We start from the raw sequence: 22,455 nt of genomic DNA on the forward strand, positions 1-22,455 counted from the left end.
AGGAGCTTAATTAGTTGACTGGTACGATATTTCCATCTTCGTCTTTGGTAACGAGGACGTATTTTCCATCGACTTCGATGTAAAAATTCTTGCTGGCAGTTTGTCCAGTGTTTTGAGCTGGTGCTTGATTTTGAACTTGTTGGCTTAGTTGACCACCCAGAGTTTGGCCAAGATTCATGCCCATAAACATGTTCATCCCATTGCCATTCCCTTCGTTGGCAGCTGCAGCAATAAGCGCTTCGTTACGAGCACGGCGTTCTTCGATTTCAATCGTGTTGTACTTCATTGCCACGAGCTCACTATCAAGCTTGCGAACGATATCAAGACTTTCTTGGTCGTAGCTGAGGTCTTCAAGCAAGATGTTAGTTGCTTCAATCCCGTAGAGACCTGTCCAAACCTTGTTGACCTCTTGTTTAGCGAGTTCGTTAAAGGTGTCTTGATTGGCATTGAGGCTATAGATATCTACCTTGTTTTCGTTGGTGTATTTGGCAATGGCAATCGCGATTTTCGGTGCGATATTTTGACGGAGCGTTCCTTGAGCTACATCTTGGAGAGTAAATGGCTGTCCGTCAGTAATTTGACGGCTAACAGAACTCACGTAGAAGAGGACTGGATCTGCTATTTTTACATCAAACAAGCCATAGAAACGGATGTTGAGCAGTTGTTGGTAACGTTCGCTGAAGTATTCGACCGCATTTTGTGTGCCGAACTTATTACCTGCAATAGGTTGCATGCGGATAAAGATAATTTCTTGTTGAGTGATGACTTGTCCACCAAAAGAGAAACGGTTTTTAAAGTTTTCCCAAGTGCCTTTTAAACCACCTTTTTCAAGGAGCCAGGCATTATCACCAGCTTGCCATTCGTGGCTACCAGCTTCGAGAACTTCACCAAGGAAGGTACCGTTGTTTACCAAAACAGCGCTATAACCTTGAGGAACGATAACCACACTGCCATCTGACAAAAGTCCAGTATTTTGATTGCTGTGACGAGAACGTCCATCTGGGTCTTTTGTGAGTAATTGTCCCTTGACGGCCAAGGCATCGCCAGAGACATTATCTGGAAGGACAATGGCTTCCTTGAATTTACTATCATTAAAACTATTTAAGCCTGCTGATAAGGCTGCACGTATAAATCCCATAATTCCTCCTAATTATAAAGCTCGTCTTCATCCACAACATCATAGGTATCCAGTACCCATTGGTTTGGACTGCGAGAGAGATTGGCACCACAGTAGTCGCACTCGCTAACTGCAGAGATTTTCAATGGGGCGCCACAGTTTGGACAGTGGTCGCTCACAACTTGGTCTGGATTGACTGCTTGGGTTTGGCTACCGTGTTGACGGATAAAGTTCAATTGATACACGGTGAAGAGATCTTTTTTAGGGTCTCCTTCAAGGACACGGCGAGTCTCATCGTCAATGACATAGTCCCGCAAGGTAGATGACAGGATCACCACTAAGGTATCGTTTCCGTCAGGATTTTCAATGAACTCCTTGATGCGAACATTTTCGATACAAACTTTCTCTAAAACATTAGTTGTTTTAGCACGAATATGGTCTTCGAGTTGGGTACTATGTTGAGAGTAGAGACTGGTACTTTCTAAAGCGCGGACAGAGTTCCAATTTTTCTCAGTCCAGGCAACCTGCAATTTAAGGTAGACTTCCTTAACCCAAGATGTGAAGGCTTCCGCGTCAAAGTTTGAATCCCCGTATTTCACACGACTAATGGCCAGTGTGTTGTGTTCAACTCGACGATGGAGCGTTTGATAATCATTACTAGTGTAGGTTGAACTCGAATCTCCAGACTTATTCTGCAAGGATTTGACGATAACAACTAGTATGATTCCTCCGACTAATATGAACATAAATCCTAAATAGGGAGAGCTAGCAGAACTGTCAGAGGATGATCCATATCCAGAGCGGTAGTAGTGGTAGGATGAGCCACCAGAACGACTTCCACCTCCACTTGAGCGGCTACTACTGCGGCTGCTCCCCCCACTTCTGGAATGTCCGACACCCGCATCAACGATTTGAGGCACGGATAGAAAAACAAGTAATAAACAGGTCATTAAAAGAGCGTAAAACTTTTTCATGTGTCTCCTAACTATATGATTGAAAAGGTAGAATTCTGAATTCGAATGATTATTAAACTATTTAATAACCTTTAAAAATCATCTAAGATATACTAGGCGTTATTTACTAGCATTTAGCTTCTTTATGGAATGGCGCTCGAGGAGCCATCCCACAATCCATCCTATTGCTAGCAAGTAATTTTCAAAAGCACCGATAGCATTTACAGGAGAGTGATACTCCATATAATTGAGTAAGTGATTTGTTCCTATTCCAATTCCGCCAATAATGAGAGCAAAAAGTGCGATTCGTAGATAGAACCAATCGTATTTAATATTGATAGCGAGAATAATAATCAATACAGCTAAATTCCATATTCCAATTTCTCGTTGCCAACCAGCAGATATTCCGTACCCGGAGTGGCTTCCCATGTATGATGGAAAGAAAATTTGTAGTATAGAAGCACCTAACATAGCGATGATGACTAAGACAAATAGCAATCGTAAAAATTTATTCATTTATTCCCCTTGTCTCATTCTCGTTTTAAAAGTAGAAAAAAGTGTATAAAGAGTAAATTACTCACTGTCTTTCAACTTAGCCAATTCCTGGGCAAGTAGTTTAAGAGCAACTTGTGGGTTGGCTTGGCCTTTGGTTGCCTTCATAAGGAATCCTGTGAAGGCCTTGTCTGCGTTCCGTTTGCCTGACTTGAAGTCGGCAACAGCAGCTTCGTTATCAGCAAAGACTTGGTGGATAATTGGAATCAAGATAGCTGGATCTGAGATTTGAACCAAGCCTGCTTTTTCCACGTATTCACGCGCGCCACCGCCATTTTTAGCCAGGTGGACAAAGACTTTCTTGGCAATCTTAGAAGAGATCGTGCCGTCTTCGATGATGGCAATCATTTCTACTAAGTTTTCTGGTGTCAATTTGATTTGTTCCAGTGTCTTACCTTCAGCGTTCAAGAACTGAGCGACTTCACCTTGGAGCCAGTTAGAGACTTGTTTGGCATCGCCACCGAGGGCAACAGCTTTTTCAAAGAAGTCAGAAGTGACTTTGTTTGCAGTCAACTGGCTAGCATCGTAGTCTGACAAGCCAAGATCAGATACGTAGCGCGCACGGCGTTCTTTTGGAAACTCTGGCAATTCTGTACGCATTTCCTCAATCCACTCATCTGAGATTTCAAAGAGTGGTAGGTCTGGTTCTGGGAAGTAGCGGTAGTCTGCAGCACCTTCTTTGACACGCATGAGGATGGTTGCCTTGTTAGCTTCATCGTAACGGCGTGTTTCTTGGCGGATTTGACCACCTGAGCGAAGGATTTCAGCCTGGCGTTGGACTTCGTATTCAAGCCCTTTACGGACGTTAGAGAAGGAGTTGAGGTTTTTCAACTCAGTCTTGGTACCGAATTTCTCTTGACCATAAGGGCGAAGGGAGATGTTAGCATCCACACGCATGGAACCTTCTTCCATCTTAACGTCAGAAATACCAGCGTACTGGATGACTTCCTTGAGGGCAGTTAGATAAGCATAGGCTTCTTCTGGCGAGCGCATGTCAGCCTCAGATACAATCTCAATCAATGGCACCCCTTGGCGGTTGAGGTCAACATAAGAGTAACCATCTGTACCGTGGGTGTTTTTACCAGCATCTTCCTCTAGATGAGCACGTTCGATACCGATTTTCTTAGTCGTACCGTCTTCTAGCTCCACTTCAATCCAGCCGTTGAAACCGATTGGCTCATCAAACTGAGAAATTTGGTAGGCTTTGGGATTGTCGGGATAGAAGTAGTTCTTGCGGTCAAAGTGCATCTTTTTGTGGATGTCCATGTTGAGGGCAAGAGCTGCCTTGATACCGGCATCGACAACCCCTTTATTGAGAACTGGCAGAACTCCTGGGAAGGACCAGTCAATCACGTTAGTGTTGGCATTTTGGTCATTTCCAAAGTGGGCAGAAGTAGGTGAGAAGATTTTTGAATTGGTGTTGAGCTCTACGTGGACTTCAAGTCCAATGACTGTTTCAAAGTTCATTAGTTGTCACCTCCAAAAATCACGGGTTGTTGTTTGTGGTAGTCTGTTGTCGCTTCAAAAGCAGCAGCAGCTTGGTAAATGGTTTCCTCAGAGTACTTAGGACCGATCAATTGCAGACCGACAGGTAGGCCTTGAGCAAATCCAGCAGGGATCGAAATTCCTGGGAGACCTGCCAAGTTGACTGGAATGGTCAAAAGGTCAGCCAAGTACATAGCAACGGGGTCATGGTTGAGGGAGTCCAAGTCATAGGCAACACTTGGAGCAGTTGGTCCCAAAATCAAGTCATAATCCGCAAAGACGTTTTCGAAATCTTGGATGATGAGGGTACGGACCTGACCAGCTTTCTTGTAGTAGGCATCATAGTAACCTGATGAAAGACTGAATGTACCAAGCATGATACGGCGTTTCACCTCTTCACCGAAACCTTGGCTACGGCTGTTTACATAGATTTCATCAAGGTTGGTCGCATCCTCTGCACGATAGCCGTAACGGATACCGTCAAAGCGTTGCAAGTTTGAGGATGCTTCTGATGAAGCAATGATGTAGTAAACGGCAACACCGTATTTTGAGTGAGGAAGACTCACTTCTTCGACGATAGCGCCAAGTTTCTCAAAGTGTTTGGCTGCCTTGATAATGGTTTCTTTAACTTCTGGGTCAATTCCTTCACCGAGGTATTCCTTAGGCAAAGCAATTTTCATGCCCTTGATGTCTTGCCCAATTTTTGAAGTAAAGTCGGCAATACGGACAGGAGCAGAAGTCGAGTCTTTGGCATCTTCGCTGGAAATAGCATTGAGCAAGAGAGCATTTTCCTTAACAGTAGGTGCAAAAGGTCCGATTTGGTCTAGCGAGCTACCAAAGGCAATGAGACCGAAACGAGAAACCGTTCCGTAGGTTGGTTTGAGACCAACAATCCCGTTGAAGGCGGCAGGTTGGCGGATAGAACCACCAGTATCAGAACCAAGTGACAAGCGGACTTGCCCAGAAGCTACAGAAGCCGCAGAACCACTTGATGAACCACCAGGAACCTTGCTGTGGTCCCAAGCATTTTTAGTGGCACCGTAGTAAGAAGTCTCACCTGATCCACCCATAGCAAACTCGTCCATGTTGGTTTTCCCAATGACAATCATGCCCTTAGCTTTTGCATTGGAAACGGCTGTCGCATCAAAGATAGGCTCGTAGTTGTAGAGCATTTTTGAGGCAGCAGTTGTGAGGATGCCGTCAGTAGAAATATTCTCCTTAACAGCCAGTGGAATTCCTGAAAGGACATTATCCGCGTCAATTCCAGCTTCATCAATAGCCTTAGCTTGAGCAAGAGCCTGCTCCTCAGCGATGGTGACAAATGAATTGAGGGCTTCCTCACGAGACTTGATATCTTCAAGTGTTGCTTGAGTTAGTTCAGTTGCTGAAATCTCCTTAGAAACAAGGAGATTGTGCAAGTCTTCAATGGTTTTATTGTTGAAAGTCATTAGGCATCTCCTCCATCGTCTAGGATAGCTGGTACCTTGATATAGTAGTTATCTTTTTCAGGTACGTTTTTAAACAAGCGATCACGATCAGTTCCTTCTTCGGCCACATCAGGGCGGAGTACGGTCTTACGGTCAGCCATCGTTGTAGTAGGTGCGACACCAGTTGTGTCTACTTCGCCCAGCAACTCAACCATGTCAACAATTTTAGACAAGGTTGTCGCAAAGGCAGCAGTTTCTTCTTCAGAGAATCTTAATTTTGAAAGATTGGCAACGTGTGTTACCTCTTCTTGCGTAATTTTCATCTTGCATCCTTTCGTGAAATGATGATTTTTAGTCTGTTCTATTTTACCATATTTTCCTATAAATAAGGGAGCCAAACTGAAAAGAAATAGAAATTGAAAAATCGCTTTTAATTCGCTATAATGGTTAAACTAGAGAAAAGAAAAAAATAAGAATTAGGATGGAAATATGTTCCATCAATTTATCACCAGATCTCAGACGGTTCCTCCTCCTATTCCGCTCTTTTGGTATGGAGCTATGATGCTTCTCTTAGTGCTGTGTATTTATGGAGCACTTGCTTATCACAAGAATCCGAAATTTGTCCGCTTGTTTAAGGGGATTCAGATCCTCCAGTTGCTAGCCCTATATAGCTGGTATGTTGGCTTTGGGATTCCATTTTCTAATAGTCTTCCATTTTACCATTGCCGTTTGGCTATGTTTGCGGTGGTTTTCTTGCCAGATAAATGGCGGAGCAAGCAGTATTTTGCCCTCTTAGGAGCAAGTGGAGCGGTCTTTGCCTTGGTTTACCCGGTTTTTGACCCCTATGATTTCCCCAACATTACCAGTTTTTCATTTTTGATTGGGCACTATGCCCTTCTAGTGAATTCCTTGGTTTACTTGATGAATCACTATGATAAGACCTTGCTCAAGAAATATATGATTGTAGCCTATACCTTTATCCTCAATCTCTTTCTAGTTGGGGTTAATCAGGTGACTGGTGGAAATTATGGTTTGTTAAACAAGACACCTTTTATTCCAGATGCTCCCTTGTGGCTAAAATACCTTCTTGTGTCCGTCATCCTTTCGCTGGCTCTGGTTCTCTTTGATATCTTGTTCAAGAAACGGTGGCAAAAGAGAAATAAGGTAAAATCAGTACTCTAGCTTACCTTTTCATCGGATGAGCGATTGAAAAACTCCCCAAAATTCGATATAATGGAGAGTTGAAAGGAATAGTAAAATCCAATGTAAACATCATTCTTAGCTACTGAAACAACTAAAAATAGAAAATCAAAGAAAGAGAAGATATGACTATTAAAGAAGAAATTAAGAAACGCCGTACCTTTGCCATCATCTCCCACCCGGACGCGGGGAAAACAACCATCACTGAGCAGTTGCTCTACTTTGGGGGCGAGATTCGTGAGGCTGGTACTGTAAAAGGGAAAAAAACAGGGACTTTTGCCAAGTCTGACTGGATGGATATCGAGAAACAACGTGGAATCTCAGTGACCTCTTCGGTCATGCAATTCGACTACGACGGCAAACGCGTCAATATCCTAGACACACCAGGGCACGAGGACTTCTCAGAAGATACTTATCGTACCTTGATGGCGGTGGATGCTGCGGTCATGGTGGTGGATTCTGCCAAGGGTATCGAGGCCCAAACCAAGAAATTGTTTGAGGTTGTCAAACACCGTGGGATTCCAGTCTTTACCTTTATGAACAAGCTGGATCGTGATGGTCGTGAGCCACTGGACCTCTTGCAAGAACTAGAAGAAGTCCTAGGTATTGCGAGTTATCCGATGAACTGGCCCATCGGGATGGGGAAAGCCTTTGAAGGCTTGTATGACCTCTATAACCAACGCTTGGAACTCTATAAAGGGGATGAGCGTTTTGCCAGTCTAGAAGATGGGGACCAGCTCTTTGGCAACAACCCATTCTACGAGCAAGTCAAAGAGGATATTGAACTTTTGAATGAAGCTGGAAATGAGTTTTCAGAGGAAGCTATTCTTGCAGGTGATTTGACTCCGGTATTCTTTGGGTCAGCCCTCACTAACTTTGGGGTGCAGACCTTCCTTGAGACCTTCCTTAAGTTTGCTCCAGAACCACATGGTCACAAGAAAACAGATGGCGAAATTGTGGATCCTTATGACAAGGATTTCTCAGGATTTGTCTTTAAAATCCAAGCCAACATGGACCCTCGTCACCGTGACCGTATCGCCTTTGTTCGTATCGTATCAGGTGAATTCGAGCGTGGAATGAGTGTCAATCTGCCTCGTACTGGTAAGACTGCCAAGCTTTCTAATGTCACTCAGTTTATGGCCGAAAGTCGTGAAAATGTGACCAATGCTGTTGCAGGTGATATCATCGGGGTTTATGATACGGGGACTTATCAGGTTGGAGACACCTTGACGGTTGGAAAAAACAAGTTTGAATTTGAACCACTGCCAACCTTTACCCCTGAGATTTTCATGAAAGTTTCTGCTAAGAACGTTATGAAACAAAAATCCTTCCACAAGGGGATTGAGCAATTGGTGCAAGAAGGAGCCATTCAGCTTTACAAGAATTACCAAACTGGTGAGTACATGCTAGGAGCTGTCGGACAACTCCAGTTTGAAGTCTTTAAGCACCGCATGGAAGGGGAGTACAATGCGGAAGTAGTCATGAGTCCAATGGGTAAAAAGACGGTTCGTTGGATCAAGCCTGAGGACTTGGATGAACGGATGTCCTCAAGCCGCAATATCTTGGCCAAAGACCGCTTCGACCAACCAGTCTTCCTCTTTGAAAATGACTTTGCCCTTCGCTGGTTTGCAGACAAGTATCCAGATGTTGAGTTGGAGGAAAAAATGTAACTCAGCACCAACAATTGGAACTAAAGTTCCTAATTGTTGGACGCTAGTCGCTATTTGGCGAACTAGCTAACTGCCTTACTAACTACGTTTGGCAAATAGAATCGATTTGCCAAACTCCGTGTCGTAGATTACGGCTATTAATTAGTATGGAATTTTGCTTAAATGCGTCTTAAAAAACTCCGCGAATGGTTTCGATTCGTGGATTTTTTGTTTGAATGTATAAACGGCCATCCTCGAGGTGGTCTTTTATTGTTTTCCAAACGCTAGTCCATGGGGTTTATGGTATACTAGTAGGACAGTTTATCTATGGGATGAGAGACTGTTTTTATGCAAGTCAAAAGGGGAAGGTCAGAAATGTGCACCTTTTCCTGAAAGAAACTAGAGAGAGAAAGAGATGTTTTTAGGAAGACGTCGGATATTTTTTAACCAATACTATGATAAAGCGATTTATTATGATCGCAAAACCCACGAACTTTTGGAGGCACCAAAGAGCAAGCTCTTGGATACAGAAAAGTCTAGCAAGATGAATCGCCACATCCCCCTATTAGTTGTCCTCTTCTTATCAAGTGGTAGTGGGTTGATTTCCTTCTTCCGCTTGTTTATACAAGGAACCTATACTATGTCTACCTTCTGGAGTGTTCTTCTCATTTGGCTAGGGCAGTTTGCTTTCATCACTATCCTTGTTGAACGCGCCTTGTATAGAAATGTCAACAGAGCTCAGGTGACTACTCAAACTATCTGTCTGGCGCTTATGGAAAAGTCAGAGGAAACAAAGGAAGCTGAGGCGGAGATGAGTGAAAAAGAGAGTCGCAATGCTACTCGCTGGATAAGAGCATTGCTTTCTCTGGTTCCCTTAGTTGGATTTTTCTACGCCTATAATTTTATTTGGAATTACCAAGAGAGGTTGGGCACTCCCATCGGAGGAGAGATTGTCAAGATTGTCCTAACAGGACTTTTATTAGGCTTGACATTTGTTCTTTATAACCAAAACAATTTACCCAGAATATTTGATATTCTGGATCGCTTTTATGCCAGAAAACTGAGCCTCATCTGTCGAGCAGACGACAATCCAGATGTCTATCTGGAAGTGAGTATGGGGACAGATGAAGAATTTGTCATCAAGGAAGTACAGAAGGACTAAGATCCGTTTTTGAAAGAGTGAGATAGAAAGAGGTAAAGTATGTTTTTTCTGAGACGTCGTCGGGTTTTTATCGGAGAATGCGATGGTCAGGCGGTTTACTATGACCAAAAGACTGGGGAGGCCTTGGCTGCTCCAAAGAGTGTCTTGCTCAATACGGAAGGTGCTTATAAGACCAATGCTTACATTCCTGAAATGGTTATTTTTCTGATGGCAGGTGGACCTGGTCTCTATGGCCTCCTTTCAGCTTTGGATATTGGTGTCTATAACTGGACCAGTTTGAGCTATGTTTTACTATTGTGGCTGGCTGAGTTTCTATTGTTTACCGCTATTCTTGAGCGAGGACTTTATAAAAATGTGCGCAAGGCTCAACCAACAACGGAGAAGGTGTTTTATTACGCAGTGTCACATAATTTGATGGTGAGGGACGAACACTTTGATCCAGCTGAGGCATCTGCTACGATCTATCGAATCACTCGTTACATCATACTTGCCTTTGTTATCTATCTTTTGTATGTTTTTTACGACTGCACTCAAAAATTTGGGCAACCGATCGAACGAGGTTATGATTTTTGGGGAGCAGGTATAATGTTCTTTGCGCTCTTTCTGTTTTATAACCAAAACAATCCCGTTCGTTTTGTGAAGATTATGAAGCTATACAGCCAAGGGAAAATCTTGTTCAAGAAAGAACCGGAGAACGAAACGTGTAACTAGGTGTTAGGGAACAGTCAAATCCCAGAAAGTGAGTGCTGTATCTTTAACGGGGCGAGGTGTAGCTGCTACGAGAGTTGCTATGTGATGCCCTCCTCAAATGGAAGATTTTCAAGAATATACAGCATTCTGCCAGATGACATTTGGAGATAAAAAATGAAAGACATCCGTATTTTCGGTGCCGACTTTGAAAGAAGTAAGCGAATCGTGACCCAGGGGGATTTTGCCCTGACCGCAGGTATGCCCAACCCCATTCATATGGGCATCATCAACCGCCTCTTTACAGTGATTATTCTTGGATTTTGCTTTTCAGGGATTCTGATCTATGGCGTATTAATCGGGATACCGGAGTTTATAGGTGTAGATAGTGATGTTAAGGTCATTTCCCTGGAAGCAGGATTGCTGATTCATAACATGAGTAGCTTTCTAAAGTCCTTTAATCTGACGGTATATGCGATATCCTATGTAGGAATGGTGCTTGTTTTTTGGCCCAAAAAACGCTTGACCAGCCAGCTTTGGACCTACTTTCCTTTCTATTTTGCCATGTCCATTTGCGCTTTCATATCAGGACTGTACTTTGCCAGTGCAGTGGCCTATGATGCTTATACATGGCTGGGTTTCTGGCTTGAACTTGGGATAGGCATAGCCCTCTTTTTCTGGATTATCCTCAATAGCATCCAGAATCTCAAGCGCAGACTAAATGATCAAGAGGAAAAGTCAATCCTCAAGCAGCTAGTCAGGATTCTCGCTGGAACCGCGGCAGTTCTCTTTCCAGTGTCGCTGGTCTATCATCTGCTATATCAAGTCCCTCTTCAGTGGTATTTCTATATTTTAGGCTTATTTTTGCCAGTTTGGTTTGTCATTGGAGCTCATTTTATCGCCTTTATGATCAATGTCCATATCTTTCAAGCCTACTATATCCACAAATACCCAGAGGAGTATAAGGCTTATTTAAAGATATCGGACCGAGAATGGTATAGCAAACGATACTATAAAAAGCTGGTGAAAAGTGGACAGTTGCAGGAAGAGAGAATGTGAGGAAATCGGAGTTTTCATATAAAATGGAGGTTATTTATGAAAATAAATGATGACGTTATTAAAAGTTTAATCTCGCTTCCTTTCTTAAAGGAAAGCAGAGAAACGACTGTTCCCATCAAACAGATAAAGAAATTGCAGGAAGCAGAAAAGAACATCAATAGTTTGAAGTGGGAGAATTTTGTGTTAGAGAAAGGTGGTGATTTTAGTGTTTATATTTTTAAAAATCATAGTGATATTCATAAGCACTGGAACTCACTGGGAATTAGCGCAAAAGAGGAAATAATTCCTGAAATTGAAGCACGATTAGATAACCTGATCGGGGAAGGTAAACTAGTAGCATCCATGAAAGATCAGATTCTATTTGATATCATTGGCATAGCTAGGTACTTGACCATCAAAAAAGAGGTTCCCCAAGCTGAGTCAAGATTTTTCGATGATTTGTGTGCTTTATATCAAGCAGGCTACATTCCTTGCGGATATGCGGGTGGAAAGTATAAAGTTTTCTAACTTGGATTGTTACGAAAGTTAATCTTACTGTTGAAATAGTCTGTGAATTTTTAAATATGGCTAGCCGTGTTAGGGACTCATGTTCTCCAGAAAACATCCCTATCTTGATAATTCAAAGGGGAAATGGTTAAATAAACTTCTCTTCCAAATGCAAAACAAAAGAACCTCAGAGGAAGGTCTCTGAGGTTCTTTGCGTTCTAGTTTCCATATTTCTGGTAAAAATCAACCTTAACCTGGATAAAGGTTTCGGCTTCGCGTAGTAGTTGCAGTAGGGTGGCACGGGTCTCAAACTCCTCGCGTGTTTTAGGGAGACTCCGATTGCGGAAGACTTGCAGATAGCGTTCGATGTCATCAAGTAGGTCATGAGCAGGATTGGTCTGACTTAGCTGGGCAGCAATCTTAGAAAAGAGCTGGGCCAAAATCAAACTCTCACTTGCGGCAAGATGACAGGTATTAATCTGCTGGGCCATATTTCGCAGGATACGACTTTGTCGCTGCCTCATCTCAAAGTAGTGGATATGGTAGTCCGTCTGGTGAAAGAGATGATCCGAGTGGTCCAAATAGACCAGTTTGAGGGCTTCATCGAGGAGCTTGTCTAATTGGTCAACGAGTTGGGCTTGGTTGCGCCCGTCTCCTCTTGACAGATAGTATTTAAAGCGAAGCAGGATGTCTTTTAACTTTTCTTCGACCTGAAGGTGGTAACTTTGAATGGCTTTCTCACGAGAGGGCATGTAAAGGTTGACCAACAGAGCAAAGCTTGTCCCGATGAGAAAGAGGAGAACTTCATTGAGCAAGAGATCTGGGGAGGTAGACTCCTGTACCAAGAGATGACCGACCAAGACACTGCTAGGTGTGATGCCGATTTCCCAACCCATTTTGTAAGCAAGAGGGACGTAGAGAGCCAGATAAAGGCCCAGGCTCCAGATGTGAAAGCCTGTCAGCTGAAAGGCTAGAACGCCGATAGCGAGCGCTAGGAGCATGGAAAAGAGGCGGTTGCGTGCTAATTTCAGCGTGCTTCTGCGTGTGTCAGATAGGCTTAAGAGGGCGATAATTCCAGCTGAAACTGCTGATGATAAATCTAAAAAATAAGCGAGAAAACAAGCGAGACAGGTCGCTAAGATCAGTTTTGTTGTACGTTGAGTGAGGGACATGAAAATTTCCTAAACTAATAGAATCGAGTGTTTAACGAGGAGTCAGAGACTAGGGACGAATTTTTCGGTTTGTAGCATACTCAGCAACCGCTGTAAAGAGGACATCTGTTGAAGAGTTCAGGGCTGTTTCGCAGGAGTCTTGAACGACCCCAATCACAAAACCGACTCCGACAACCTGCATAGCCAAGTCATTTGAAATCCCAAAGAGGCTACAAGCGACAGGAATGAGGAGAAGGGATCCCCCAGCGATTCCAGAGGCACCGCAGGCAGAAATGGCAGCCACGACACTGAGCACAAATGCTGTCCCAAAGTCTACCGAGATTCCGAGTGTATTGACGGCAGCTAGAGTCAGGACATTTATGGTAACAGCAGCGCCAGCCATATTGATGGTTGAACCAAGCGGGATGGAGACAGAGTAGGTGTCAGGATTCAGCCCCAAGTCTTGGCAGAGTTTCATATTGACAGGGATATTTGCAGCAGAGCTACGAGTGAAGAAGGCTGTAATACCACTGACACGTAGGCATTTCAAAACAAGGGGATAGGGATTTTTCCTCATAAAGAGAAAGGCGATGAGTGGGTTGACGATGAGAGCTACAAAGGCCATGGTAGCAATCAAGAGTCCTAGGAGGACACCGTAGTTAGCCAGACTGGCAATGCCCTTGTCAGAGATGGTCTTAAACACCAAACCTAAAATCCCAAAGGGTGCTAGATTGATAATCCATTCCACGATTTTAGAGGTAACATCCGCCATGGTTTTCAGTAATTCTTTGCTGTGTTTACTTGCCTCTCTCATAGCCAAGCCAAAGACGACTGCCCAGGATAAGATTCCGATATAGTTAGCTTGGACAATGGCATTTAGGGGATTGTCCACCAGTTTGAGCAGGAGATTGCTGAGAACTTGCGTGATGCCATCAGGAGCAGCAACTTCAGTATTTGCACTGGTCAGGGTGATTTGCACAGGCAGTAAGAAACTAGCTAGAACGGCCACCAATGCAGCAGCAAAGGTTCCAAGCAAGTATAGGAAAATAACCGTCTTCATATTGGTGTTTTGTCCCTTTTGGTGCTGGGAAAGGGCATTGGCAACAAGAGCAAAAACTAGAATAGGAGCGATGGCTTTCAGTCCGCCTACAAAGAGATCTCCAAGCAGACCAATTCCTGTAAGGTTTGGAAAGAGCATCCCCAATGTCGCTCCAAAAATCATTCCAATAAGGATTCGTTTGATGAGGCTTGCCTTGGTCCAGGCTCTAATGATTCGTTTCATAGCAGTCTCCTTCAAAATGTATTGTTTATAATTATAGTATAAATATGCTATAGAGGCAAGTAATATTTTGAAAATAGAACTGATAATTGAATAATTATGAAAGAAAAGAGAAGAACGATTTTATGGTATAATAGGAAAAAGGAGTTTTGTATGCAAGAATTTTTTCAACGTTATCTTGACAAATTGGATCTCACAGGCCTATTAGAGAATCTTTTGACCAAGTTGATCTCTCTTTTGATTCTTATCCTTCTATTTTATATAGCCAAAAAGATCCTCCATGCGACTGTCCGAAAGATTGTCAAGCCCTCGCTTAAATTTTCAAATCGAGATGCTGGCAGACAGAAGACCATTTCTCGTTTGCTTGAAAATATCTTTAACTATACCCTTTATTTCTTTTTAATCTACTGTATCCTGTCCATTTTAGGTTTGCCAGTTTCCAGCCTCCTTGCTGGGGCAGGAATTGCTGGGGTTGCCATTGGGATGGGGGCACAAGGTTTTCTATCCGATGTCATCAATGGCTTTTTCATCCTCTTTGAACGCCAACTAGATGTGGGCGACGAGGTGGTTCTCACAAATGGACCGATTACCGTGTCTGGCAAGGTTGTCAGTGTAGGAATCCGCACGACCCAACTTCGAAGTGAGGATCAAGCCCTTCACTTTGTTCCAAACCGAAATATCACTGTTGTCAGCAACTTTTCCCGCACAGAGTAGGTCTGCTATTTTGGCAGATTTGTGGTACAATAGAAAGAGTTTGGTAAAGGAGAAAATATGTTTGTAGAAAAGCAGTTGGGCAATGGATGCACTTGGATTAACCTAGATTTGGGAAAATTGAAAAAACTAGAAGATCTCTCTGAAATCTATGGATTGGACAAGGAAACCATTGAATACGCACTGGATAGAAACGAGCGTGCCCACATGGACTACCACCGCGAAAGTGGAACCGTCACCTTTATCTACAATGTATTGGATTTGAAAAAGGACAAGGAATACTATGAAGCCTTTCCCATGACCTTTATCGTAGAACATCAGCGCTTGATTACGATTAGTAATAAGAAAAATGCCTATGTGATTGAACAGATGACACGTTATTTAGAGAGTCATGATATGCTTTCTATCTACAAATTTCTCTTTGCTAGTCTGGAAATCATCAGCAATGCCTACTATCCTGTCATCGAACAGATGGATAAGAGTAAGGATGAGGTCAATGGCCTCTTGCGGCAGCGAACGACCAAGAAAAACCTCTTTGCCCTTTCCGACTTGGAGACTGGTATGGTCTATCTGACAGCGGCTGCCAAGCAGAATCGCATGTTGCTAGAACATATCCAAGGACATGCCCTTTATCGCAGATTTAACGAAGTTGAGAGAGAACAGTTTGATGATGCCATGATTGAGGCTCATCAGCTGGTTTCGATGACCGATTTGATTTCTCAAGTTCTGCAACAACTCTCAGCCTCTTACAACAACATTTTGAATAATAACCTGAATGATAACTTGACAACCTTGACCATTATTTCAGTTTTACTAGCAGTCTTGGCAGTAGTGACGGGCTTCTTCGGGATGAATGTTCCCCTCCCCTTCACAGACGAGCCCTATGCTTGGGTCTACATCAGCTTGGCTAGTGCGGTCTTATGGTTGGTCTTGTCATTGATTTTGAGAAAAATTGCGAAAAAAAGTTAAGAAAAGGAGCCAGAATGGCGATTGAAAACTATATGCCAGATTTTGCTGTGGAAGCAGTATATGATCTGACTGTCCCAAGCCTGCAGGCGCAGGGGATAAAGGCTGTTTTGGTCGATTTGGACAATACCCTCATTGCTTGGAACAACCCTGATGGGACGCCAGAGATGAAACAGTGGCTACATGACCTTCGGGATGCAGGTATTCGCATCATCGTGGTATCAAATAATACCAAAAAACGAGTTCAACGCGCAGTTGAGAAATTTGGAATTGATTATGTTTATTGGGCTCTTAAACCCTTCACCTTTGGAATAGACCGTGCCATGAAGGAATTCCACTATGAGAAAAATGAAGTGGTCATGGTCGGCGACCAGCTCATGACGGATATTCGGGCAGCCCATCGTGCAGGTATTCGCTCAATCTTAGTCAAACCCTTGGTCCAACATGACTCTATCAAGACGCAGATTAACCGAGCTCGCGAGCGTCGTGTCATGAAGCAAATTACTGAAAAGTACGGACCGATTACATATAAAAAAGGAATTTAACTATGGAAGAAATTCTCTGTATTGGTTGTGGAGCAACCATTCAGACGACAGACAAGGCCGGTCTTGGATTTACGCCCCAGTCGGCACTCGAAAAAGGGTTGGAGACAGGCGAAGTCTATTGCCAACGCTGTTTCCGTCTCCGTCATTACAATGAAATCACAGATGTCCAGTTGACGGACGATGATTTCCTCAAACTCTTGCACGAGGTAGGAGACAGTGATGCCTTGGTGGTCAATGTCATTGATATCTTTGACTTTAATGGCTCTGTCATCCCAGGCTTGCCACGCTTTGTATCGGGTAATGATGTCCTCTTGGTTGGAAATAAAAAAGATATCCTGCCCAAGTCTGTTAAACCGGGCAAGATTAGCCAGTGGCTCATGGAACGTGCCCACGAGGAAGGACTTCGTCCAGTAGATGTCGTTCTGACATCAGCCCAAAACAAGCATGCCATTAAGGAAGTCATTGACAAAATCGAGCACTATCGAAAGGGCCGTGATGTCTATGTAGTCGGGGTGACCAACGTAGGAAAATCAACCCTCATCAATGCCATTATCCAAGAAATAACGGGTGACCAGAATGTCATCACGACTTCACGCTTCCCAGGGACAACCTTGGACAAGATTGAGATTCCGCTTGACGACGGATCTTATATTTACGATACGCCGGGAATCATCCACCGCCACCAGATGGCCCACTACTTGACAGCTAAAAACCTCAAGTATGTCAGCCCTAAAAAGGAAATCAAGCCTAAAACCTATCAGCTCAATCCTGAACAAACTCTGTTTCTAGGTGGTCTCGGACGCTTTGACTTTATTGCAGGAGAAAAGCAAGGTTTTACAGCCTTCTTTGACAATGAACTCAAACTCCACCGTACCAAGCTTGAAGGTGCTAGTGCTTTCTACGACAAGCACCTGGGAACCCTTCTGACACCACCAAATAGCAAAGAAAAAGAGGATTTCCCAAAATTAGTCCAGCATGTATTTACCATTAAGGACAAGACAGACCTAGTCATCTCAGGCCTCGGCTGGATCCGCGTAACAGGCACTGCCAAAGTCGCCGTCTGGGCACCAGAAGGCGTCGCAGTCGCCACACGAAAAGCAATTATTTAAAATAAAATCGCTGAGCGAACAAAGTGAGCTCATACAGAGATAGTTATTGCCGTGGTGTGCTTGCCAATCGTTAGATTGGCAAGGGGCACAATTGAGACCTAGGCTCAATTGTGAGGTCAGGAAATCCATTTTTCAAAGATGAAGCCTTTGAAAAATTAGTTCCGACCGTCCCCCACCACCTAAAATAACTATCCAAAAAGGAAGAAAGAATATGTCATTAACATCGAAACAACGTGCCTTCCTCAACAGCCAGGCACACACCCTCAAACCCATTATCCAAATCGGGAAAAATGGACTCAACGACCAAATCAAAACCAGCGTTCGTCAGGCACTTGATGCTCGTGAATTGATTAAGGTTACTCTCTTGCAAAACACAGATGAAAACATTCACGAAGTAGCTGAAATCTTGGAAGAAGAAATCGGTGTGGATACAGTACAAAAAATTGGACGTATCTTGATTTTGTATAAACAATCAAGCAAGAAAGAAAATCGTAAGATTTCTAAAAAAGTTAAAGAAATTTAAAAATATACTCCAAAAAACTGTTTTTACAGAAGACTAAAGGAGATTAGCCTATGGCAATCGAATTATTAACTCCCTTTACAAAAGTGGAGTTAGAGCCAGAAATCAAGGATAAAAAACGCAAGCAAGTTGGAATCTTAGGGGGAAATTTTAACCCTGTTCACAACGCCCATCTTATCGTGGCGGACCAAGTACGCCAGCAGTTGGGATTGGATCAAGTTCTGCTCATGCCTGAATACCAACCACCTCACGTAGACAAAAAGGAAACCATTCCTGAACACCACCGCCTCAAGATGCTTGAATTGGCAATTGACGGAATCGAAGGTTTAGCTATTGAGACCATCGAGCTGGAGCGTAAGGGTATTTCCTACACCTACGATACCATGAAGATTTTGACAGAGAAGAATCCAGATACAGATTACTATTTCATTATCGGTGCAGATATGGTAGATTATCTGCCTAAGTGGTATAGAATTGATGAGTTGGTGGAACTAGTTCAGTTTGTAGGAGTTCAGCGACCACGATACAAGGCTGGGACTTCTTATCCAGTCATCTGGGTGGATGTGCCTCTCATGGATATTTCATCCAGTATGGTACGTGATTTCATCGCCCAAGGTCGCACACCTAACTTTCTCTTGCCAAAACCAGTGCTAGACTATATTGAGAAAGAAGGGCTTTACTGATGGCATACCAAGACTATATCAACTGTTCGCGTGAAGAATTGTTGGAAAAAATGGCAGAGCTCCTACCTGAAAAACGTTTAACCCATTGTTTGGGTGTAGAGCATGCAGCCATTGAATTGGCTCAGCGCTTTGGTGTGGATGTTGAGAAAGCTGGTTTGGCAGGTCTCCTTCATGACTATGCTAAAAAGCTATCAGATCAAGAATTTATGGACTTGATTGACCGTTATCAGCTAGACCCTGACCTTAAAAACTGGGGCAATAATGTCTGGCATGGGATGGTCGGTATCTACAAGATTCAGGAAGATTTAGATTTGAAAGATCCTGAAATTTTGCGTGCAATAGAAATCCATACAGTTGGAGCTGGCCAGATGACGGACCTAGACAAGGTCATCTACGTCGCAGACTATATCGAGCACAATCGTGCCTTTCCAGGGGTGGACCAGGCGCGTGAGATTGCAAGTTTGTCACTCAATAAGGCGGTAGCCTATGAAACAGCTCGCACTGTGGAACATTTGGCTCGCCAGGGATTGCCTATCTATCCCCAAACTCTTGAAACCTATAACGCCTTTGTGTACTATTTGAAAGAGGACTAAATGAACGAAAAAGAATTATTAGAACTAGTCGTGAAAGCGGCAGATGAGAAACGTGCGGAGGATATCCTGGCACTTGATGTACAAGATTTGACCAGTGTGACAGACTACTTTGTTATCACGAGCTCAATGAATAGCCGTCAGTTGGATGCTATCGCTGATAATATCCGTGAAAAAGTAGCCCAAGCGGGCTTTAAAGGCAGCCATGTCGAAGGCGATGCAGCTGGAGGCTGGGTCTTGCTAGATCTCGGTGGAGTTGTTGTGCATATCTTTTCAGAAGAAATGCGTGCCCACTATAACCTAGAAAAACTATGGCATGAGGCGGATTCAGTAGATCTCTCAGAAGCTTTAGCATAGGAGATGAACTCAGTTGCAGTCAACTGGGTTTATTTGCTTAATTTAGAAGAAAATCGTTAGAAAGGTGAGAGCGAGTGGTATTTCCAGAGATGCTCTTGGTATCATGATTATGGCAACATACGAAACCTTTGCGGCTGTTTACGATGCTGTGATGGATGATAGTTTATACGATAAATGGACGGATTTTTCCCTCCGTCATTTGCCCAAGACTAAGGAGAGAAAGAAACTCTTGGAGCTGGCTTGTGGTACAGGTATCCAGTCCGTTCGCTTTTCTCAAGCAGGCTTTGATGTGACTGGGCTTGATTTAAGCGCGGATATGTTGAAGATTGCCGAAAAGAGAGCAGTATCAGCCAAGCAAAAGATTGATTTTATGGAAGGCAATATGCTGGATTTATCCAAGGCAGGGAAATTCGACTTTGTCACGTGTTATTCGGACTCAATCTGTTACATGCAAGATGAGGTTGAAGTCGGGGACGTCTTTAAAGAAGTCTATAATGCCCTTAATGAAGATGGGGTCTTCATCTTTGATGTGCATTCGACCTACCAGACAGATGAGGTTTTTCCAGGCTATTCTTACCATGAAAATGCAGAAGACTTTGCCATGCTTTGGGATACCTATGAGGACGAAGCGCCTCACTCTATCGTGCATGAACTGACCTTCTTTATCAAGGAAGCGGATGGTTCCTTTAGTCGCCACGATGAAGTGCATGAGGAGCGTACATACGAAGTTTTGACCTATGATATTTTACTGGAGCAGGCTGGTTTCAAATCCTTCAAACTCTACGCAGACTTTGAGGATAAGGAGCCTACAGAAACTAGCACCCGTTGGTTTTTTGTGGCGCAGAAGTAGGAGATTACCATGACCATTATAGGTATTATAGCGGAGTTCAATCCTTTTCATAATGGGCATAAATACCTGCTGGATCAAGCAGAGGGGCTGAAAATCGTTGCCATGTCTGGGAATTTCATGCAGCGTGGAGAGCCTGCTATTGTGGATAAGTGGACAAGGGCCCAGATGGCATTGGAAAATGGAGCTGATCTGGTAGTGGAATTGCCTTTTTTAGTCAGTGTTCAGGCGGCGGATTTCTTTGGTCAAGGGGCTGTGGATATCTTGGCTCGCTTGGGTATTGATAGGCTAGCTTTTGGGACAGAGGAAGTTCTGGATTACCAGAAAATCGCTGACCTATACACAGAGCAAGGCGTTGAGATGGAGAAATTTGTGGATAATCTGCCTGACTCTCTCTCCTATCCCCAGAAAACCCAAGCCATGTGGAAGGAGTTTGCCGGTCTTAATTTTTCAGGCAACACGCCCAATCATGTCCTTGCTCTTGCCTATGCCAAGGCGGTAGCAGGGCGAAACATCAGCCTTCATCCAATTCAACGTCAGGGAGCGGGATATCATTCTGTGGACAAGGAGGTGGACTTTGCCTCGGCGACAGCCCTCCGCCAGCATCAATCAGACCAAGATTTCTTAGAACGCTTTATGCCCTCTGTTACCCTCTTTGAGCAGGCCTGTAAGGTGAGCTGGGATGACCATTTTCCCTTGCTTCGCTATCAAATCTTGTCAAATCCAGACCTAACCACCATTTATCAGGTCAATCAAGAAATGGCTGTGCGCATCAAGGATGCCATAAAGACAGCTCAGACTGTTGACGAATTGATCGAGGCGGTTGCGACCAAGCGTTATACCAAGGCGCGTGTCAGACGCCTCTTGACCTATATCTTGGTGCAGGCCAGAGAAAGCGACTTGCCAGAAGCCATTCATGTTCTTGGCTTTACCGAAAAAGGCAGACAGCATCTCAAGTCTCTGAAAGAGCAGGTTCATCTAGTCAGCCGAATTGGCAAAGAACCTTGGGATACCATGACGCAAAAGGCAGACCAGATTTACCAACTAGGACAGCCAAGCATCGCAGAGCAGAATTTCGGCAGAGTACCCATTAGAATAGAAACAAACTAAGTCTACTGAAAGGTAGGCTTTTTTAGAAGATTTTCGAATAAATAGATAGAAAAGAAAAATCTTGTACAAGTTCCTGACAATTTCTTTCTTTTCGTGTATAATAGTGGAAAAGAGGTAAAACGAGGTATGGTTATGGAAGCAGTTCTTTACTCAACATTCCGAAATCATTTAAAAGACTACATGAAGAAGGTAAACGATGAATTTGAGCCTTTAACGGTGGTCAATAAAAATCCAGATGAGGATATTGTAGTCCTTTCAAAGAGCGAGTGGGATAGTATTCAGGAAACCCTGAGAATCGCTCAAAATAAGGAACTTTCTGACAAGGTCTTGCGAGGAATGGCTCAAGTTCGTGCTGGAAGCACTCAGGTGCATGTGATTGAGGAGTGAGGAATGCTGCTCAAGTTTACAGAAGATGCCTGGGCGGATTATTGCTATTGGCAAAACCAAGATAAGAAAACATTAAAAAGAATCAATAAATTAATCAAAGATATTCAACGCGATCCTTTTGTAGGAATGGGGAAACCAGAACCGCTCAAATATGACTATCAAGGAGCTTGGTCACGGCGCATTGATGCAGAAAATCGCTTGATTTATATGATAGATGGAGATAGCGTGGCTTTCTTGTCCTTCAAAGATCATTACTAAGTCTACTAAAAGGTAGGCTTTTTTTTATTGTATGTTTTAATGAAAATGTCATTTTTAAGTGTTAGAAAGTTTGTTTGGCGATTTCAGAACTTTCTTCTAAAATTCACACAAAACTCTTTAATTTGGGTTTGTGAAAATCGGTTTTTTATGATAGAATATTAAGGA

General features: G+C 43.4%; 26 protein-coding genes. 18 read left to right on the forward strand and 8 right to left on the reverse strand.

Going from position 1 to position 22,455, the window contains the following annotated elements; genetic code table 11:
* Positions 1 to 10: 10 nt before the first annotated feature.
* From ACT17O_RS02610 to gatC, 6 genes are all read right to left on the reverse strand, one after another.
* Complete coding sequence (locus ACT17O_RS02610; protein ID WP_000505816.1) at positions 11 to 1,138, reverse strand: SPFH domain-containing protein; 1,128 nt, start codon at positions 1,136 to 1,138, stop codon at positions 11 to 13.
* Positions 1,139 to 1,146: 8 nt separating this feature from the next.
* A complete protein-coding gene (locus tag ACT17O_RS02615) occupies positions 1,147 to 2,091 on the reverse strand; it encodes a zinc-ribbon domain-containing transport protein (protein WP_444817685.1) in 945 nt (314 codons plus the stop codon).
* A 99-nt stretch (positions 2,092 to 2,190) separates the two neighbouring features.
* Positions 2,191 to 2,586 (reverse strand): hypothetical protein, encoded by a 396-nt coding sequence (locus tag ACT17O_RS02620; RefSeq protein WP_049478081.1) that lies wholly within the window; start codon positions 2,584 to 2,586, stop codon positions 2,191 to 2,193.
* Positions 2,587 to 2,643: 57 nt separating this feature from the next.
* Positions 2,644 to 4,089, reverse strand: a complete 1,446-nt coding sequence (gene gatB / locus ACT17O_RS02625) for an Asp-tRNA(Asn)/Glu-tRNA(Gln) amidotransferase subunit GatB (RefSeq protein WP_444817686.1) — start codon at positions 4,087 to 4,089, stop codon at positions 2,644 to 2,646.
* Positions 4,089 to 5,555, reverse strand: a complete 1,467-nt coding sequence (gene gatA, locus ACT17O_RS02630) for an Asp-tRNA(Asn)/Glu-tRNA(Gln) amidotransferase subunit GatA (RefSeq protein WP_444817687.1) — start codon at positions 5,553 to 5,555, stop codon at positions 4,089 to 4,091. The genes gatB and gatA overlap by 1 nt, the downstream gene beginning before the upstream one ends.
* Positions 5,555 to 5,857 (reverse strand): Asp-tRNA(Asn)/Glu-tRNA(Gln) amidotransferase subunit GatC, encoded by a 303-nt coding sequence (gatC, locus tag ACT17O_RS02635; protein ID WP_000705419.1) that lies wholly within the window; start codon positions 5,855 to 5,857, stop codon positions 5,555 to 5,557. The genes gatA and gatC overlap by 1 nt, the downstream gene beginning before the upstream one ends.
* A 166-nt stretch (positions 5,858 to 6,023) precedes the next feature.
* Between gatC and ACT17O_RS02640 the strand changes: the two genes are divergently transcribed.
* The 6 genes from ACT17O_RS02640 (at position 6,024) to ACT17O_RS02665 (ending at position 11,798) form a co-directional block, all read left to right on the forward strand.
* The gene (locus tag ACT17O_RS02640) at positions 6,024 to 6,716 is read left to right on the forward strand and encodes a YwaF family protein (RefSeq protein WP_444817688.1); all 693 of its coding nucleotides are present in this window, start codon (positions 6,024 to 6,026) and stop codon (positions 6,714 to 6,716) included.
* A gap of 143 nt (positions 6,717 to 6,859) precedes the next feature.
* Positions 6,860 to 8,404, forward strand: a complete 1,545-nt coding sequence (locus ACT17O_RS02645; protein WP_444817689.1) for a peptide chain release factor 3 — start codon at positions 6,860 to 6,862, stop codon at positions 8,402 to 8,404.
* A gap of 394 nt (positions 8,405 to 8,798) precedes the next feature.
* Positions 8,799 to 9,545 (forward strand): hypothetical protein, encoded by a 747-nt coding sequence (locus ACT17O_RS02650; RefSeq protein WP_444817690.1) that lies wholly within the window; start codon positions 8,799 to 8,801, stop codon positions 9,543 to 9,545.
* A gap of 39 nt (positions 9,546 to 9,584) precedes the next feature.
* Entirely contained in the window at positions 9,585 to 10,256 is a 672-nt protein-coding gene (locus tag ACT17O_RS02655) for a hypothetical protein (RefSeq protein ID WP_033630308.1), read from the forward strand.
* A 153-nt stretch (positions 10,257 to 10,409) separates the two neighbouring features.
* Positions 10,410 to 11,291: a beta-carotene 15,15'-monooxygenase gene (locus ACT17O_RS02660; RefSeq protein ID WP_444817691.1), complete on the forward strand. Its 882-nt coding sequence runs from the start codon at positions 10,410 to 10,412 to the stop codon at positions 11,289 to 11,291.
* Between the two features lie 36 nt (positions 11,292 to 11,327).
* Entirely contained in the window at positions 11,328 to 11,798 is a 471-nt protein-coding gene (locus ACT17O_RS02665) for a hypothetical protein (protein WP_444817692.1), read from the forward strand.
* Positions 11,799 to 11,995: 197 nt separating this feature from the next.
* Here ACT17O_RS02665 and ACT17O_RS02670 read toward each other — a convergent pair whose 3' ends face one another.
* Entirely contained in the window at positions 11,996 to 12,949 is a 954-nt protein-coding gene (locus ACT17O_RS02670) for an aromatic acid exporter family protein (protein WP_255777976.1), read from the reverse strand.
* 49 nt (positions 12,950 to 12,998) lie between these two features.
* Complete coding sequence (gene sstT / locus ACT17O_RS02675; protein WP_444817693.1) at positions 12,999 to 14,210, reverse strand: serine/threonine transporter SstT; 1,212 nt, start codon at positions 14,208 to 14,210, stop codon at positions 12,999 to 13,001.
* Positions 14,211 to 14,360: 150 nt separating this feature from the next.
* On the opposite strand from sstT, the gene ACT17O_RS02680 reads away from it, so the two are divergent.
* The 12 genes from ACT17O_RS02680 (at position 14,361) to ACT17O_RS02735 (ending at position 22,290) form a co-directional block, all read left to right on the forward strand.
* Positions 14,361 to 14,921 (forward strand): mechanosensitive ion channel family protein, encoded by a 561-nt coding sequence (locus tag ACT17O_RS02680; protein ID WP_049536686.1) that lies wholly within the window; start codon positions 14,361 to 14,363, stop codon positions 14,919 to 14,921.
* 57 nt (positions 14,922 to 14,978) lie between these two features.
* Positions 14,979 to 15,887 (forward strand): magnesium transporter CorA family protein, encoded by a 909-nt coding sequence (locus ACT17O_RS02685; RefSeq protein ID WP_049536684.1) that lies wholly within the window; start codon positions 14,979 to 14,981, stop codon positions 15,885 to 15,887.
* Positions 15,888 to 15,901: 14 nt separating this feature from the next.
* Positions 15,902 to 16,429, forward strand: coding sequence for a YqeG family HAD IIIA-type phosphatase (locus tag ACT17O_RS02690; protein ID WP_006153778.1), 528 nt, complete (start codon positions 15,902 to 15,904; stop codon positions 16,427 to 16,429).
* Positions 16,430 to 16,431: 2 nt separating this feature from the next.
* Positions 16,432 to 17,538, forward strand: a complete 1,107-nt coding sequence (gene yqeH, locus ACT17O_RS02695) for a ribosome biogenesis GTPase YqeH (RefSeq protein WP_444817694.1) — start codon at positions 16,432 to 16,434, stop codon at positions 17,536 to 17,538.
* 211 nt (positions 17,539 to 17,749) lie between these two features.
* Positions 17,750 to 18,061 (forward strand): ribosome assembly RNA-binding protein YhbY, encoded by a 312-nt coding sequence (gene yhbY, locus ACT17O_RS02700; RefSeq protein ID WP_000060171.1) that lies wholly within the window; start codon positions 17,750 to 17,752, stop codon positions 18,059 to 18,061.
* Between the two features lie 50 nt (positions 18,062 to 18,111).
* Entirely contained in the window at positions 18,112 to 18,741 is a 630-nt protein-coding gene (locus tag ACT17O_RS02705) for a nicotinate-nucleotide adenylyltransferase (protein WP_414353675.1), read from the forward strand.
* On the forward strand, positions 18,741 to 19,334 hold the full coding sequence (gene yqeK, locus ACT17O_RS02710) for a bis(5'-nucleosyl)-tetraphosphatase (symmetrical) YqeK (protein WP_444817695.1): 594 nt from the start codon (positions 18,741 to 18,743) through the stop codon (positions 19,332 to 19,334). Before ACT17O_RS02705 ends, yqeK begins: the two co-directional genes overlap by 1 nt.
* On the forward strand, positions 19,335 to 19,688 hold the full coding sequence (rsfS, locus tag ACT17O_RS02715; protein WP_444817696.1) for a ribosome silencing factor: 354 nt from the start codon (positions 19,335 to 19,337) through the stop codon (positions 19,686 to 19,688).
* 109 nt (positions 19,689 to 19,797) lie between these two features.
* Positions 19,798 to 20,538 carry a class I SAM-dependent DNA methyltransferase gene (locus tag ACT17O_RS02720; protein WP_444817697.1) on the forward strand — a complete coding sequence of 247 codons (741 nt, stop codon included), beginning with the start codon at positions 19,798 to 19,800 and terminating at the stop codon, positions 20,536 to 20,538.
* A gap of 9 nt (positions 20,539 to 20,547) precedes the next feature.
* Positions 20,548 to 21,645: a nucleotidyltransferase gene (locus ACT17O_RS02725; RefSeq protein WP_444817698.1), complete on the forward strand. Its 1,098-nt coding sequence runs from the start codon at positions 20,548 to 20,550 to the stop codon at positions 21,643 to 21,645.
* A 132-nt stretch (positions 21,646 to 21,777) separates the two neighbouring features.
* Entirely contained in the window at positions 21,778 to 22,032 is a 255-nt protein-coding gene (locus ACT17O_RS02730) for a type II toxin-antitoxin system Phd/YefM family antitoxin (RefSeq protein ID WP_000388572.1), read from the forward strand.
* 3 nt (positions 22,033 to 22,035) lie between these two features.
* Positions 22,036 to 22,290, forward strand: coding sequence for a Txe/YoeB family addiction module toxin (locus ACT17O_RS02735; protein ID WP_000924723.1), 255 nt, complete (start codon positions 22,036 to 22,038; stop codon positions 22,288 to 22,290).
* The last annotated feature ends 165 nt before the right edge of the window (positions 22,291 to 22,455 follow it).

It is taken from the genome of Streptococcus sp. HJ1 (assembly GCF_052399005.1).
Taxonomy (GTDB): domain Bacteria; phylum Bacillota; class Bacilli; order Lactobacillales; family Streptococcaceae; genus Streptococcus.